At 40.9% G+C, this 14,575-nt stretch carries 16 protein-coding genes and 2 pseudogenes; 6 read left to right on the top strand and 12 right to left on the bottom strand.

Features of this window, described 5'->3' with window-relative positions:
- From QM657_RS08815 to QM657_RS08835, 5 genes and pseudogenes are all read left to right on the top strand, one after another.
- Window positions 1-191 (top strand): annotated as a pseudogene (locus QM657_RS08815) (hypothetical protein); the annotation flags it as partial.
- Window positions 192-220: 29 nt separating this feature from the next.
- Entirely contained in the window at window positions 221-580 is a 360-nt protein-coding gene (locus tag QM657_RS08820) for a hypothetical protein (RefSeq protein WP_415066265.1), read from the top strand.
- 107 nt (window positions 581-687) lie between these two features.
- Window positions 688-1,026 (top strand): annotated as a pseudogene (locus tag QM657_RS08825) (integrase); the annotation flags it as partial.
- 254 nt (window positions 1,027-1,280) lie between these two features.
- On the top strand, window positions 1,281-2,045 hold the full coding sequence (locus QM657_RS08830) for a hypothetical protein (RefSeq protein WP_415066266.1): 765 nt from the start codon (window positions 1,281-1,283) through the stop codon (window positions 2,043-2,045).
- A gap of 710 nt (window positions 2,046-2,755) precedes the next feature.
- Window positions 2,756-3,811 (top strand): tyrosine-type recombinase/integrase, encoded by a 1,056-nt coding sequence (locus tag QM657_RS08835; protein WP_415066267.1) that lies wholly within the window; start codon window positions 2,756-2,758, stop codon window positions 3,809-3,811.
- 195 nt (window positions 3,812-4,006) lie between these two features.
- On the opposite strand, the gene ytvI is transcribed toward QM657_RS08835, so the two are convergent.
- The 3 genes from ytvI to QM657_RS08850 all read right to left on the bottom strand — a co-directional run bounded on the left by ytvI (window position 4,007) and on the right by QM657_RS08850 (window position 7,674).
- A complete protein-coding gene (gene ytvI, locus QM657_RS08840) occupies window positions 4,007-5,071 on the bottom strand; it encodes a sporulation integral membrane protein YtvI (protein WP_415066269.1) in 1,065 nt (354 codons plus the stop codon).
- A gap of 229 nt (window positions 5,072-5,300) precedes the next feature.
- Window positions 5,301-7,256 carry a GTP-binding protein gene (locus QM657_RS08845; protein WP_415066270.1) on the bottom strand — a complete coding sequence of 652 codons (1,956 nt, stop codon included), beginning with the start codon at window positions 7,254-7,256 and terminating at the stop codon, window positions 5,301-5,303.
- Between the two features lie 115 nt (window positions 7,257-7,371).
- The gene (locus QM657_RS08850; RefSeq protein ID WP_415066272.1) at window positions 7,372-7,674 is read right to left on the bottom strand and encodes a LysM peptidoglycan-binding domain-containing protein; all 303 of its coding nucleotides are present in this window, start codon (window positions 7,672-7,674) and stop codon (window positions 7,372-7,374) included.
- A gap of 180 nt (window positions 7,675-7,854) precedes the next feature.
- Here QM657_RS08850 and lexA point away from each other — a divergent pair, with 180 nt between their 5' ends.
- Window positions 7,855-8,475, top strand: a complete 621-nt coding sequence (lexA, locus tag QM657_RS08855; RefSeq protein ID WP_415066274.1) for a transcriptional repressor LexA — start codon at window positions 7,855-7,857, stop codon at window positions 8,473-8,475.
- Between the two features lie 197 nt (window positions 8,476-8,672).
- Here lexA and rsfS read toward each other — a convergent pair whose 3' ends face one another.
- The 9 genes from rsfS to QM657_RS08900 all read right to left on the bottom strand — a co-directional run bounded on the left by rsfS (window position 8,673) and on the right by QM657_RS08900 (window position 14,565).
- Window positions 8,673-9,035: a ribosome silencing factor gene (rsfS, locus tag QM657_RS08860; RefSeq protein WP_415066275.1), complete on the bottom strand. Its 363-nt coding sequence runs from the start codon at window positions 9,033-9,035 to the stop codon at window positions 8,673-8,675.
- On the bottom strand, window positions 9,032-9,628 hold the full coding sequence (yqeK, locus tag QM657_RS08865; RefSeq protein WP_415066276.1) for a bis(5'-nucleosyl)-tetraphosphatase (symmetrical) YqeK: 597 nt from the start codon (window positions 9,626-9,628) through the stop codon (window positions 9,032-9,034). The genes rsfS and yqeK overlap by 4 nt, the downstream gene beginning before the upstream one ends.
- Window positions 9,625-10,242, bottom strand: coding sequence for a nicotinate-nucleotide adenylyltransferase (gene nadD, locus QM657_RS08870; RefSeq protein ID WP_415066278.1), 618 nt, complete (start codon window positions 10,240-10,242; stop codon window positions 9,625-9,627). The genes yqeK and nadD overlap by 4 nt, the downstream gene beginning before the upstream one ends.
- A gap of 34 nt (window positions 10,243-10,276) precedes the next feature.
- Window positions 10,277-10,573: a ribosome assembly RNA-binding protein YhbY gene (gene yhbY / locus QM657_RS08875; RefSeq protein WP_415066279.1), complete on the bottom strand. Its 297-nt coding sequence runs from the start codon at window positions 10,571-10,573 to the stop codon at window positions 10,277-10,279.
- A 46-nt stretch (window positions 10,574-10,619) separates the two neighbouring features.
- Window positions 10,620-11,903, bottom strand: a complete 1,284-nt coding sequence (gene obgE / locus QM657_RS08880) for a GTPase ObgE (RefSeq protein ID WP_415066281.1) — start codon at window positions 11,901-11,903, stop codon at window positions 10,620-10,622.
- Between the two features lie 121 nt (window positions 11,904-12,024).
- Window positions 12,025-12,315: a 50S ribosomal protein L27 gene (gene rpmA / locus QM657_RS08885; RefSeq protein WP_415066282.1), complete on the bottom strand. Its 291-nt coding sequence runs from the start codon at window positions 12,313-12,315 to the stop codon at window positions 12,025-12,027.
- Between the two features lie 3 nt (window positions 12,316-12,318).
- On the bottom strand, window positions 12,319-12,657 hold the full coding sequence (locus QM657_RS08890; RefSeq protein ID WP_415066283.1) for a ribosomal-processing cysteine protease Prp: 339 nt from the start codon (window positions 12,655-12,657) through the stop codon (window positions 12,319-12,321).
- A 2-nt stretch (window positions 12,658-12,659) separates the two neighbouring features.
- The gene (gene rplU, locus QM657_RS08895) at window positions 12,660-12,968 is read right to left on the bottom strand and encodes a 50S ribosomal protein L21 (protein ID WP_415066284.1); all 309 of its coding nucleotides are present in this window, start codon (window positions 12,966-12,968) and stop codon (window positions 12,660-12,662) included.
- Window positions 12,969-13,122: 154 nt separating this feature from the next.
- Window positions 13,123-14,565, bottom strand: coding sequence for a TrkH family potassium uptake protein (locus QM657_RS08900; protein ID WP_415066285.1), 1,443 nt, complete (start codon window positions 14,563-14,565; stop codon window positions 13,123-13,125).
- Window positions 14,566-14,575 lie beyond the last annotated feature (10 nt).

Here is a 14,575-nt window from a genome sequence, read left to right on the forward strand (position 1 = left end):
GGTTTGCTTTTGATATTTTTGATGAGGCGCTAAAGAAAACAAGAAAAACATCTGAATTTTTTGAAATTCTTAATAGAAGAGTAATTTCGTATCCTAGAAATCCATTATTCCCAGATTTAGGGCTACATACTATTATCGCTGATAAACTGGTGATGCATTTATTCTGGAAGAAGGAAATGATACAAATATAGTAAGTCCTATTCATAATGATTTTATTATTATGACTAATTTTCCAAATGGGGATTTTAAGGAAGCAAATTATAATAAAGTATATGGTATAGGTGCTGATAGATATATTTGTGCTCATGAATATATTCATAATAATATTCATAGCTTTGGAATAAATGAAGCCTTTGAAGTTTTAAGTAAAACTAGTCAGAAGAATACTCTGTGTTCAATAGTATATGAACCATTAAAAAATGAAATTTATATTAGTTTTAAAAAAGATTTAAGCAAAAGATGGAAAATTTCTATTATCGAAAAAACGATCCAATCATTGGATGGATTTTTAAGTAATAGTAAAATTCAATTTACAAATGAAGAAATATTTGTGAACGATCTTATTAGCTTATATAAGTGAAAACCACTTAGATAAAGAAGATCAATTGAGTAGCCAAATCAGCCAACAATATCTCAATAAAATTTTATTTATAGTACATAAAAATTCATTAGAAATGAGGCTGTATTATGAGTTCTTCTCTTTCCTGCCATCAACAAAAGGACAATGAAAATGTAAAGCGCTTACGTCAGTTAATAAAGGAGTTGCCCCATTTTTGTGGAGATTTTTTTCACGAACTTGAGCCTCGAACTTCCTCACGGACTAGAATTGCTTATGCATACGATCTAAAAGTATTTTTTGATTTTTTACTGAAAGAAAACCCTATAATAAGCAAGCTCACTGTTCAGGATATTACCCTGGACTATTTAGATGAGTTATGCGTTTTAGAATATATGGAATATTTAAAATACCGTTTTAATGACAAAAGTCAAGAGATTTCCAATAAAGAACGAGGAATAATGAAAAGGAGTGGTCTAACACAGGTCACTCCTTTTCCATTACATAAAATGATGTTTTTTACGACGCTATCTTTTACAGTATGTGCAACTGTCGTCCTCAGGAACAGGTCCTAAAATACAAGTTAATGAGTAACTCTGCCACCTTGGAATATTTACTTCTTTATGAAATCAGAAGATTTATTTATAAATTATATGGTATAATCTATAAAGGAAATCCTAGAACCCCAAATGATTCTTTAAGTATAACTGAAAGGAAAATTTCAATGAGCAAAAAGAACAAACTACAGAAAAAACAAATGAAAGTACAAGCTATTCCAGCCTCAGATTTTCTTGTGGAAGATAATAACTTTCACAATAGCTTAGGTGAAAAATTAAACGCTCTAATTACTCTATATGGGCAAATTCAAGAGGAAATACGCTTTCGACAAAAGCGAGGAGATGATGCGGTGTATCCCGCTTATACCATGCTAATTGCCGCATTGGGTATTCAGTCCCTGCAAAACATACTAGATATTAACATGATAACAATTTTATTGGCACTTATTATTCCAATCATTGCTTTGACAGGAGTACAAAGAGGTCATCAGGAGCATAAAATGCTCGCCTCAGCTAGGGGATATTCTTCATATTTAGAACACCAGATTAACTTGTTGTGTAAAGAAAAGTTTGCTTTATGGAATTCCGGTTACATAGAGAAATATATAGCTTCCATGAAAGTAATATCCAGCAAAAAACTAAAGACGTCACAGTTGCTGACTTTTATTAGCTCTATTGCTCCAGTGGTTCTTAGCACACCAATTGCATTCCGAACACTTTATAATTTGTATATTGCTGATAAGGATACTTTCTGGACAAGTCTAAATTTTATAATTGCTTTAGGAGTTATGCTTATTATCTATGTTGTTATTATGCTTATTTTAATATGGAATGAGTGTATAAAATTCACACAAAATGAGATCATACGTAGGGAATCCGCTATATTCCCTCAAGAGTTAAAAGAAAAGCCATTTCCATTTCATTTTGAGTAAATTTCATTTTGTATGGCTCCATAATTAGTGGAAGAGGAGCCCAGAAACATATCCACCAGTTGCACCAGGAGACCAATAGGAAAGGAGAGGAACCCCAAACGTTCATTAAACCAGGAATATAAATCATCAATATAGATCTGAAAAAAGTCATCACTGGGAATGAATAACTCTTATATTTTATCTGACTATCCGTAACCAAATCAGCCAACACCAATACAGGAGCAGATAATACAAGACAAAAAGAAAGCAGTAAGGATAAAAACAGACGTTTTAATTTCATAAAAGGCCCCCAAACTACAGGGAAGACTGAATTGACATAAAAGCATAGAAATGCTAAGATAAAGTGGTAGAGACTTCCAACTATTCGCGAAACAACACTTTAACGAATAGTTGGAGCAAGAAATCACTTTCCATGTACATTTTCTATATATGTTTTACTGTTTATTTATCAAATAACTATTGCTGAAAAACAATTATCATTATCTCTTCCTGACCTATCCTTTCCTACATTTAGATATCATCTATTCTTATATCTAAACAAATACTAACCATTCTTATCTGTCTTTAACAATCGAAACTTAAATGCTTCATACAGATATAACTTTTTTTACAGCGCTCTACATTTTAAATTAAGCAAACAATTTAATTAACATCATTAAAATCATAAATCAAAATCAGACATTAAAATTTACTAGAAATGAGGCCAGATTATGAGTTCTTCTCTCTCCTACCATCAGCAAAAAGACATCGAAAATGTAAAGCACCTGCGTCAGTTAGTAAAAGAACTTCCTCGTTTCTGCGGAGATTTTTTTCGAGGAATTGAGCCTCGTACATCTTCACGTACCAGAATCGCTTATGCATACGATTTAAAAGTATTCTTTGATTTTCTGTTGAAGGAAAACCCTGTGATAAGTAAGCTTACAATTCAGGATATTTCCCTGGATTATTTAGATGAGCTCCGTGTCGTAGATATTGAAGAATATATGGAATATTTAAAATACCGTTTTAATGACAGAAATCAGGAAGTCACTAACAAAGAACGGGGAATCATGAGGAAAATATCCTCTTTAAAGAGCTTTTATAATTATTATTACCGGAATGAAAGACTTAAAAACAATCCGGCTTCCTTAGTTCAGCTTCCAAAACTTCACGAAAAGGAAATTATCCGTCTGGATGTCGATGAAGTGGCGTTTCTGCTGGATGAAGTGGAAAGCGGAGAAGCTTTGACTGAAAAGCAGAAATCCTACCATGCCAAGACAAAGGTCCGTGATCTGGCTCTGTTGACATTGATGCTGGGTACGGGTATCCGCGTATCAGAGTGTGTGGGCTTAGATATCAATGACATTGATTTTAAAAATGGTGGGATTCGCATACATAGAAAAGGTGGAAAAGAAGTTACCGTATACTTTGGCTCTGAGGTTGAAGATGCGCTTCTTGATTATCTGGAAGAACGGGACCGCATCATACCGCAGGAAGGCCACGAAAGCGCCCTCTTCCTTTCCATGCAGAACAGGCGTATCGCTGTACGGAGCGTTGAAAACCTGGTTAAAAAATACTCCCGATTAGTGACTCCTCTAAAAAAGATCACCCCCCATAAGCTGCGCAGCACCTATGGAACCAACCTTTATCAGGAGACAGGGGATATCTATCTGGTTGCAGATGTTTTAGGCCATTCTGATGTAAATACGACAAAGAAGCATTATGCTGCACTGGAGGATGAACGCCGCAGAAGTGCCAGAAATAAAGTGAAGTTAAGAGAAATTTAAAAGCGGATACCACATACGGGTCCGCTTTTCCTTTAACCTTATTCTTATAACCTTAATTTCATTTCATATTCTACATTAAGTTCTGAATATATGAATACTGTTTTCTTTATCAACATTAAATCCTGGACATATGAATGCTGCTTTCTTTATCAACATCAAGTCCTAAGTATATAAAGGTCGCTTTCTTTATCAACATCAAATCCTGAGTATATGAATACTGCCCTCTTTATTAAGCTTAACAAGAATTGTAGCTATAACAGGCAATATCAACAGTCCTAAGACTCCCATCATCTGCGCTCCCACAAACATAAGAATAAGGGTCACAATGGGATGCAGACCTATTTGCTGGCCAATAATCTTAGGTTCTAATATCTGTCTGACTACAGTTATAAAGACATAGAGAAACAGCATTCCCAAGCCGGTTTTTGTATCGCCCATGGAAAATGCAATGATGGACCATGGCAAAAGAATAGCTCCGGTGCCGAGAATCGGCATAATATCAATCAAAGCTACGATTCCACCCAGCAGAAACGGTGTGGGAACACCCAGAAGCTTGAATCCAAGAGATAATTCAACAAAGGTGATAGAAATAATCAAAGCATAAGCTCTCACAAACTTACCCAATGATCCGATCACATTATCCTTCAGATTGATTATAATGTCCCTCCGGTCTTCATTGAACTGGCTTATAAGGAAATTACCGATCTTATAATAATCTATTGTGAAGAAAAAGGATGAAACAATAGTAAAAATAACTTTTATCAACAGAGTGGGAACTTGGCTGGCCAGTCCGGTCACCATACCAACTGCCTTAGCAGAGATATTGGAAATATAGGAAAAAACAGACTGCCCGATTTGATTGATAAAGACATCCAGATCAATTCTGAGGCTCGGAAAACGTTCAGTCAGATTATCCGTTACCGCTTGAAGAGCCGGCAAAAGGGTTCCTTTATAAAGAGCCGGAAGGCCGTTAAATAGCGTGCTGATAAAACCGAAGAATCTGGCTCCGATCAAAGTGATTACAAGAGTTACCAGGCTGTAGAATATGAGGAGGACAAAAATACATAAAATAGTCCTGTTTATCCTTGTTTTTTCCTTCAATGAATCAATGACATTGCGAAAAGACATGGCAATCACCAGTCCGATCACAAATGGCATCAGTAATGGAAAAACATATTTAATTCCGGCATACACAATGATCAGTAAAATAGCCCCAAACACACAATGGATTATGAACGCTTTTTGTTTTTCTAAACTCATAAACTAAGAATACCTTTCCGGTTCTGAAATTTGCAGGAATCTGCAAGAGAAACTCATTTTAATATCCGATTCATGGATATAAGACCGCCGTTAATTTGATTAGCGGGCAGGGACTGAAACCATATTTCGACACAATCCATGGTTGTATTATATCGCTAATCTGGCTTATGTCAAGCAGTACCGTTCTCTTCTCTCTTTTTTTATGCAAAATGCCTTCATTTTTATGATCTTATGAAAGGGTATGCATATATTCTTCCGCCTCATTCCAGTTAACGACAAAAGATGTCCCTTTCTGACAAAAAACAGAACAAGAAGGATTTGCCGTATCTCCGTCGGGATCATACTGGCACCGGGCTATTACCTCTTCCTCATTGTGACACGCATCATAATGGGAAAATGACAAGGAAATGTTCCCTCTTCCCCCTGACAAAGTCATCAGCTCTTCTCCGTAATTCATGAAGGAAGCCACAGGAGCCAGTCCGGTTATAACAGTTCTTCCATTTCCCGGCTGAATCGGAGTCTCAGCACGGCCGTAATACTTCGCAATGTCATTTAGAACCCTTCCGGCCAGGGAATCGGGGACAGATATGGAGAATCTGTAATACGGCTCCAGAAGAAGGTTCTTGGCCTTCATAAGCCCCTGGCGAATCGCCCGGTAAACTGCCTGGCGGAAGTCTCCGCCCTCAGTATGTTTAATATGGGAAATCCCATCAATCAGAATGATTTTCACATCCGTCAACTCTGAACCTGTTAATACTCCCTTATGAATGGTTTCAAAAACATGAGTCCGCACCAGATTCTGATAATTAATTCCCAGCCTGTCCACATGACATCGGCTGTCAAAGGAAATACCTTCTCCCCTTGCTCCAGGCTCTATCCTCAACGCTGCTTCAGCATAGTGGCGGAGAGGTTCGAAGTGTCCATATCCCATTACTGGCTCTGCCACTGTTTCTTTATATACAACCTCAGGTCGGTCAAAGGATACGGGGATATTAAACCGCCTTAAAACAGTCTGCTCTAATACTTCAAGCTGGATTTTACCCATAATATTCACTTTTAACTGCCTTAAAGCTTCTTCCCATACTACACCGAGGGCAGGGTCTTCTTCCTCTAAAACAGAAAAAGCCTGCAGTGCCGTTCTGTCGGGAATATCGGGCGGATATATGACTCTGGCTTGAAGCGCTGGCTGAAGGGTGGGTACAGCTCTGTCTTGGCACTCTCCAAGCCCCTGGCCCGCTTTGCTGCTCCTAAGCCCTGTAACAGCCACTACATCCCCTGCAGAGGCCTCAGAAACGGTATAAAAGCGTTCTCCCTGAAATACCCTTATCTGATGAACCTTCTCACCTTCTAACAAGGGTTCCCGGACTTTCAGCTTTCCGCTTAAGACTTTTATATAGGTCATTCGCTCTCTTTGATCATCATAACGAATCTTAAACGCCTTTCCCTTAAAAAGAGCATCCTCCTGTTCCTGATAAAGTGTCTCTGTCAGGCAGTAAAAAGCATGCAAAAACTGATCGATTCCATCCCCTGACAAAGCACTGCCTCCAAAGCAGGGAAACATACGGCGGTTTTTGATCTGAGAGATCAAAGCCGGTTTAAAAGAATCAAAGGTCAAAGTGCCTTCCAGCCACTGTTCAAGCAAGTTCTCGTCCCATTCAGAAGCGTTATTAATAATATCCTCCGTGAAGGTGCTTTCCTTTCCGTTCTCAAGGCAAATGCTGTTAAAATCCAGAATATCTTCAGAAAAACGCTCCTGAACCTCTGTTAAAGTCCTTTCATAAGAGGCAGACAGAATATCCAGTTTATTGATAAATAAAAAGACAGGTATTTTATAATGTTCCATCAAATTCCAGATAGTTTCTGTATGGCCTTGGATTCCATCGGTTCCGTTAATGACCAGGACTGCGTAATCCATCACCTCTAAAACCCGCTCCATTTCAGCAGAAAAATCGGTATGTCCCGGAGTATCAATCAGATAATAGGTATGATCACCATGAGAAAAGGAGGCCATATCCGAGAAAATAGTAATTCCTCTGGCTTTCTCTATGTCGTCATGATCCATACAGGAATTTTTTGCATCCACCCTTCCCAGAGTTCGGATGATATGTTCTTTATATAAGATCTGTTCTGAAAACGTAGTTTTTCCGGCATCCACATGTGCCAGAATTCCAAAAGTCACCTTCATATTATATCTGATCCTTTAACTTTAAAATAATGGAAAGCCTGTTCCCTCTTCTCACGGCTTAACACTACCACTATTCTAAGTTATTATCTATATAAAATCAACGTTTTTGAAATAATCAGTCAGAGTCTGTTATAAAGTACATGACTGTCAGGTACTGGCCGCTGTGAATAATGTCTTCTTTTAATCCGTTCATATTTTTTAATTCTTTCATATACTGGGCTGTAGTCAGGCCGCTGTTTTCCCTGTACCTTTCTGAAATACTCCACAGGCTTTCGCCTCTTTGTATCTCAATACTGGTATAATACTTCTCCGCTGCTTCTCTTTCCATCTCCCCTGCCATGGTATTCATAATGGAATTTCCTAAAAAACCTGCCCCCAGCAAAACAATAATTGATAATGTAATTAACTGCTTCATCATGCATATACCTCCTGTATGACTATCCGACCAAGAACGTATGTTCCTTTGCTATGTTCATATCATATCATTGCGAACGTATGTTTGTCAAATGTTTTTTCGCTTTTTTCGAACAAAGGTTTGCTTTTTCTCCAAACATATGTTACTATAGTTTTAATGACAAAGGAACGAGGAGGCGGTGTTATGGCTCAGGACAAAATTACACCTAAACAGCAGGAAATTTTAGAATATATAAAAGAGACGATATTAAAGAAGGGATATCCACCGGCAGTAAGGGAGATCTGTGAAGCGGTTCATTTGAAGTCAACATCTTCCGTTCATTCCCATTTAGAAACCCTGGAGGATAAGGGATATATAAGAAGAGACCCTACAAAGCCCCGGACCATCGAGATCATTGATGACTGCTTTAATCTGACCAGGCGCGAAGTTGTGAACGTGCCGGTTCTTGGAACTGTAGCAGCCGGACAGCCTCTTTATGCAGAAGAAAACATTGAAAATTACTATCCCATTCCAGCGGAACTGCTTCCCAACGCGGAAACCTTTATGCTGCGGATAAAAGGAAACAGTATGATCAATGCCGGTATTCTGGAAGGGGATCAGATCATCGTGGAGCAGTCTCCTACCGCTCATAACGGAGATATTGTTGTTGCATTGGTGGATGACTCAGCCACTGTAAAAAGATTCTTTAAGGAGAACGGCCGCTACCGCCTGCAGCCGGAGAATGATACCATGGAACCGATTATTGTAGATCAGATTCAGATATTAGGAAAAGTAATCGGTTTGTTTCGTCTGGGAATTCATTGATGTGCCATACATATAGTGGCAATATCAAATAGAAAAAGGCATTGGTTTACATAAAATATTTATGTAAACCAATGCCAGATAAAATAAAAAACGGTTTAATCAAATAAACCGTTTTCTGCTCCAAAAGTTAAAATCATACAGCCATATGCTGTCTTACCGTCTGATTCTTCACTTCAAAAACTTCAAATTTTATCGTTTTACTTCAACCCTTCCAGTTCCTCAACTGCAATCGTCTTTCCGTCTCTCCAGATTCTTTCCAGATCGTAGAATAAGCGGTTTTCCCGATCAAAAACGTGGACAATGATATCACCGTAATCCATGAGGATCCAGTTTGCAGTCTGATAGCCTTCCATTTGCTTACAGATATAGCCTCTTTTTCCCAGCTCCTCTTCCACATTGTCAACCATGGCCTGAACCTGATTGACATTCATGCCGCTGGCAATAATAAAGTAATCTGCCATGACAGATACCTTGCGGATATCGATTACGCTGATATCCTCACCCTTTTTATCTGATAAAGCCTCATAGGCGACTTTCACCATTTCAATTGACTCATTCATTCTTGCTCTCCCTTCTTTTCATCGTGAACCTGCTTATAATAAGCATATGCCTGTTGTGACATAGAGTCCACAAAGCTTCCTTTCCCTTCCAGATATTCCAGAGTCCCTTTCAAAATCCGATAAACACATTCATCCAGGTCTTTAAATGCCATGGGACGTACAAAGGATAAGTCCTCTGCCCTGTCTCTTCTGGGTTCAATATAATCGGCTGTAAAGACAATCTTTTCCAGCAGGGACATCTTCGGCCTTCCGGTGGTATGCCAGCGGATGGCGTTTATTACGTCTTCGTCTTTTATTTTATATTTATGCTCTGCCAGCCACGCTCCATATTTGGCATGAAGCACTGCCGGTGCTTTCCGTTCATCATCGGTCAGGGAAATAGATTCTCTGGCGCACTTTTTTATTATTTCTTCATCTCTGTAATGCTTGGCGCAGTCGTGGAGTAAACCGGCTAATTCCGCCTTATCCAAATCAACGCCATAACACATTGCCAAAGCTGCTGAAGTAAAAGATACGCTGATTGTATGCTCATAGCGGAATGGATTTAATTTCCCTCTCAATTCATTCCGCAGATTTAAAATATTCTCTTTCATGCTTCCGCCTCCTGATACAGGCCATGTGCCTGAATATAATCCGCAACTTTCTGAGGCACAAACGCTTCAATGGACTGTCCATTGGCAATCATCTGACGCAATTGAGCAGATGAAATATCCATTTCCTCACAATGCAGGATACGGATATCAGAATCGTATAGGGAGGAAAGATGGGCAATCTGGCTGTCCATGGAACGGTTTGCTTTGTCATATTCCCGGCCCGCCACCAGTATGACTGCCTGTGCCAGTACCCTGGCCGGTTCATACCAGCTTTCTATTTCATACAGGGAATCAGCCCCAATGATAAAATAAAAGGTGTGTTCCGGATATTCTTCTCTCAGCAAGCCGAGAGTCTGAGCCGTATAGGTGTTCCCGTTGCGGCTTATTTCAAAATCAGAACAGAGAAACCCTTCATGCTCCTTTACCGCAAGCTCTGTCATGGCCAGACGCATGGCGCCTTCTGTCACATGGTGGTTTCGCTTGTGGGGAGGCGTGCCGGAGGGCATATACCAGACCTGATTCAGTCCATATTCCCTGTATGCCTGATCTCCCAGCATCAGGTGCCCGTTGTGTATTGGGTCAAAAGTGCCTCCCATAATACCTATTTTACTCATAATATTCCACTCCCTGACTCAAAGGGAAGCAGGATTATTTGGGAAGTACAATCTTTCTCTTGCTTTCCTCTTTTGCCTGCTTATAAAGGACGATCCGCCTTCCGATTACCTGAACAACCTCAGAATGAGTGCGCTCAGACAGTACGGCAGCTATGCTGCTTCCATCATCCAGACAATTTTTCAGTACCGTAATTTTTATTAATTCCCTGGCCTCCAGCGCCTCTGCAATGGCAGTGGTTATTTCCGGAGTCAGGCTGGATTTTCCGATCTGAAAGACCGGATCTATATTCATCGCCAATCCTTTTAAATAGGATCTCTGCTTACTTGTCATAATATTCTCCCTGACATGATTTCCCTAAGAAAATCGGACTTCCTTTCTATTTATAATAATCGAATTCAAGACCGTACATGCGGACCGTGTCACCTTCCTGGATTCCCGCCTGCTCCAGCTCTTCTAAAATTCCGTTGTCCTTTAAAAAATTCTGGAAGAAACGGAAGCCTTTTTCAGATTCAATATTGGTATAGCCCAGCATCTTATCAATACGGGGACCTTCCACAACATATACTCCGTCATCTGTCACTTCAACTGTATAGGGAAGCTGTTTTTCAACCAGACCGCGCAAATCAAACTCTTTTTCAAAAATAACAGGGCTTAAATTTACGGTCTGAAGCAGCTCAGAAACAGCGTAGAGAAGTTCCCTGACTCCTTGTCCGCTGACTGCCGATATGGGGAAAACCTTGATTCCCTGAGGCTCGAATTCTGCTTTAAGCTTTTCAATCGGGTTTTCATCCTCTCCATAGACAGCATCCATCTTATTGGCTGCAATGATCTGGGGACGCTGTAACAGCTCCGGATTATAGGACCCAAGTTCCTTGTTGATAGCATGGATATCCGCAATGGGATCTCTGCCTTCTGTAGAAGCGGCATCTACTACATGTACCAGGACTCTGGTACGCTCAATGTGGCGAAGGAAATCATGTCCCAGCCCCACACCTTCTGAAGCGCCTTCAATCAGTCCTGGAATGTCGGCCATGACGAAACCCTTTCCGCCGTCTAAGTCCACCACACCTAAGTGGGGATTTAGAGTAGTAAAGTGATAGTTGGCTATCTTAGGCTTTGCATTGCTGACTCTGGAAAGAAGGGTGGACTTTCCCACATTCGGAAATCCAACCAGTCCCACATCCGCAATGACCTTCAGTTCCAGTTGAACCCAGAGTTCCTGGGCCTGCTGCCCTGGCTGGGCATACTTAGGCGCCTGCATAGTAGGTGTAGCGAAGTTCATATTACCCTGACCGCCTCTTCCGCCTTTTAAGATCACTTCTCTGCGGTTTTCTCCGGACATGTCGGCAATGACTTTTCCTGATTCAAAGTCCTTAATTACAGTTCCTTCCGGAACCTTGACGATCAGGCTTTCTCCGTCTTTTCCATGACAGCGGCGCTTTCCGCCTGGCTCTCCATCTTTTGCAGCATACTTGTGGATATGGCGGAAATCACTTAAGGTGTTTAAGCCTTCATCCACCTCAAATATAAGGTCACCGCCTCTTCCTCCGTCACCGCCGTCAGGACCGCCGCAGGGAACATACAGTTCCTTCCGGAAACTGACATGGCCATCGCCGCCCTTTCCGGACCTGATAAATATTTTTGCTCTATCGGCAAACATTCATTCACCTATTTCCTTTCTTTATCATTGCCCATGCATTCTGGGCATAATGGTATACCCGCAGGGTGCTCCTTTTATCGCAAAAAACGGCTCCATACGTCAAGGTATGAAGCCGGTCCAATTATTCGTTGATTACTTTTGGATAAACAGAAACCTGCTTTTTGTCTCTGCCTTTTCTCTCAAATCTTACAACGCCATCCACTAATGCGAATAAAGTGTCATCGCCTCCGCGGCCTACGTTAACGCCTGGGTGAATGTGAGTTCCGCGCTGTCTGTAGAGGATATTGCCAGCTAATACAAACTGACCGTCAGCTCTCTTGGCGCCTAATCTCTTGGACTCGGAATCTCTACCGTTCTTTGTAGAACCAACACCCTTTTTATGAGCGAAAAATTGAAGGTTCATCTTTAACATTGCTTACACCTCCTCAAATAGGATTTTAATATATGGTTCTCCATATTCTTCCTCTATATTCTGCAATCCGAATACGAGAGAATTCATAAGGAGCTGTGATTCTGAACCGGCATCTGAAGTAAAACGGAATAGAAAGGAACCTGATGTTTCCTCTTCCTCCACTTCAAAGGAATCTTCTGTAAAATGCTCCACACTGTTAGCCATGTTAAAGGTAAGAGCCGACACTGCGGCACAAACCAGTTCCTGTCCATCCTGCGGATCATCTGCCAGGCCTGCATGTCCCAGCATCCGGATTCCTGTGTAATGCTGTCTGGAATCAGCAAATACGGTTACTCTTATCATAATTAAGCGTTGATCTTTTCGATCTTAACCTGTGTATAAGACTGTCTGTGACCATTTTTCTTATGGTATCCACTTTTTCTCTTATACTTGTAAACAATAACTTTTTTAGCCTTGCCTTCTTTCACAACTGTACCTGTTACGGTAGCACCTGCTACGGTTGGGCAGCCAACGGATAACTCTCCATTGTTTACAACAAGTACCTGGTCAAATGTGACAGCTTCACCAGCGTCAACGCCAAGCTTCTCTACTTTAATGATATCGCCTTCCGCTACTTTGTACTGCTTACCACCTGTTGCAATAATCGCGTACATATGGCACCTCCTATTATCATTACTCGCCAACTTCGGTGCTCCTTAAAAAGGAGGCTTTCAGACCTCATTGTGCGGCATACTGTATTAATATAGCACTCCTCAAGAGTCGTGTCAATATTTTTTTAATAAAATAAGGAAAATTTCACCTGCTGTCTCAGCCGTTCTTCCAGGTTGAAGGAGAAAAGAGCAATAGCATGGGGAATATTTCCAGACGCCCTGCCAGCATGGCAAACATCATGGCATATTTGGACAAGGGAGAAAAGCCGGAAAAGTTCTGTACGGGACCGGCTTCACCAAGCCCTGGACCTATGTTGTTAAGGGAGGCTGCAGCTACCGTAAAATTTGTCATAAAATCAAAATTATCCAGGCTAACTACCAAAAAGGTGAGGGTGAAAATTACAACGTACGCGCCCATAAACGTATTGATGGACCGGAGTACATTGTGCTCAACAGGTTTTCCATCCAGCTTCAGCACTTTGATGCTTCTTGGATGAATCATGGACTGCAGCTCTTTTCTGACCGCTTTTAAGAGGATAAGAACCCTGGATATTTTGATACCGCCTCCCGTGCTGCCTGCACAGGCCCCGGTAAACATGAGCACTACAAGGATTGCTTTTGAAAATTCCGGCCACAAATTAAAGTCCACGGTAAAGTATCCGGTAGAGGTGATGATGGAACCCACCTGGAATGCGGCGTGGTGAAATGCGATAAAAATATTTTCAAAATCATTTCTTAAATCCAGAGTGATGAACAGGATCGAAACTCCGATCACACCCAAATAAGTCCTGACTTCCTCGCTTTTTAACCCGGCCATGGGATTGCGGCTTAAGAGCAGATAATATGAATGAAAGTTTACCCCAAACATGATCATAAATACGGTGACAACACCCTGAAGATAATAGCTGTCATAAAATGCCATGCTGTTGTTTTTAATGCCGAATCCTCCGGTGCCCGCCGTACTGAAGCTGATTGCCAGAGAATCGAAGGCAGTCATACCTCCGGCGAAAAGCAAAAAAAACTGCAGCACTGTCATGACCAGATATATCTTATAGAGAATCTTGGCAGTTGATTTTACCTTTGGCACCAGCTTTCCTACGGAAGGTCCCGGACTCTCCGCTTTCATAATATACATATTGTAGCCGCCTGCAAGTGGGAGGATGGAAAGAATGAATACCAGAACTCCCATTCCGCCGATCCAATGAGTGAAACTTCTCCACATGATCATGCATCTGGGAAGGGATTCCACATCAGACAGTATGCTGGCTCCGGTGGTGGTGAAACCGGATACGACTTCAAATAAGGCATTTTCAAAACGGGGAATTTCGCCGCTTAAGTAGAGAGGAAGTGCACCAAAAAAACTTAAGGCAATCCAGCTTAAAGCGACGGAAACAAACCCTTCTTTTGCAAAAAACACCATATTTTCAGGTTTTTTATAGGTGCAAAGGCGCCCGACAGCCCCGCAGGTAATGAGAACAGCTAAAAACCACAGACCGCTGATTTCCCTGTAAATCAAGGCAATCGCCAGAGGAAGCAGCATAAAGGCGGCTTCCATAATCAGAATCCAGCCCATAAGGTAAATAATAATTTTTTTGTTCATAACTCTCCCG

The organism is Lacrimispora sp., from assembly GCF_047605665.1.
Taxonomy (GTDB): domain Bacteria; phylum Bacillota; class Clostridia; order Lachnospirales; family Lachnospiraceae; genus Lacrimispora.

Excerpts from the sequence above, each read along its gene's own strand:
- QM657_RS08835 (WP_415066267.1), top strand. The coding sequence starts at position 2,756 with ATGAGTTCTTCTCTCTCCTACCATCAGCAAAAAGACATCGAAAATGTA.
- QM657_RS08820 (WP_415066265.1), top strand. The coding sequence starts at position 221 with ATGACTAATTTTCCAAATGGGGATTTTAAGGAAGCAAATTATAATAAA.
- QM657_RS08830 (WP_415066266.1), top strand. The coding sequence starts at position 1,281 with ATGAGCAAAAAGAACAAACTACAGAAAAAACAAATGAAAGTACAAGCT.
- nadD (WP_415066278.1), bottom strand. The coding sequence starts at position 10,242 with ATGAGTAAAATAGGTATTATGGGAGGCACTTTTGACCCAATACACAAC.
- obgE (WP_415066281.1), bottom strand. The coding sequence starts at position 11,903 with ATGTTTGCCGATAGAGCAAAAATATTTATCAGGTCCGGAAAGGGCGGC.
- rpmA (WP_415066282.1), bottom strand. The coding sequence starts at position 12,315 with ATGTTAAAGATGAACCTTCAATTTTTCGCTCATAAAAAGGGTGTTGGT.
- QM657_RS08890 (WP_415066283.1), bottom strand. The coding sequence starts at position 12,657 with ATGATAAGAGTAACCGTATTTGCTGATTCCAGACAGCATTACACAGGA.
- QM657_RS08850 (WP_415066272.1), bottom strand. The coding sequence starts at position 7,674 with ATGATGAAGCAGTTAATTACATTATCAATTATTGTTTTGCTGGGGGCA.
- rplU (WP_415066284.1), bottom strand. The coding sequence starts at position 12,968 with ATGTACGCGATTATTGCAACAGGTGGTAAGCAGTACAAAGTAGCGGAA.
- yhbY (WP_415066279.1), bottom strand. The coding sequence starts at position 10,573 with ATGACAAGTAAGCAGAGATCCTATTTAAAAGGATTGGCGATGAATATA.
- rsfS (WP_415066275.1), bottom strand. The coding sequence starts at position 9,035 with ATGAATGAGTCAATTGAAATGGTGAAAGTCGCCTATGAGGCTTTATCA.
- lexA (WP_415066274.1), top strand. The coding sequence starts at position 7,855 with ATGGCTCAGGACAAAATTACACCTAAACAGCAGGAAATTTTAGAATAT.
- QM657_RS08900 (WP_415066285.1), bottom strand. The coding sequence starts at position 14,565 with ATGAACAAAAAAATTATTATTTACCTTATGGGCTGGATTCTGATTATG.
- QM657_RS08845 (WP_415066270.1), bottom strand. The coding sequence starts at position 7,256 with ATGAAGGTGACTTTTGGAATTCTGGCACATGTGGATGCCGGAAAAACT.
- yqeK (WP_415066276.1), bottom strand. The coding sequence starts at position 9,628 with ATGAAAGAGAATATTTTAAATCTGCGGAATGAATTGAGAGGGAAATTA.
- ytvI (WP_415066269.1), bottom strand. The coding sequence starts at position 5,071 with ATGAGTTTAGAAAAACAAAAAGCGTTCATAATCCATTGTGTGTTTGGG.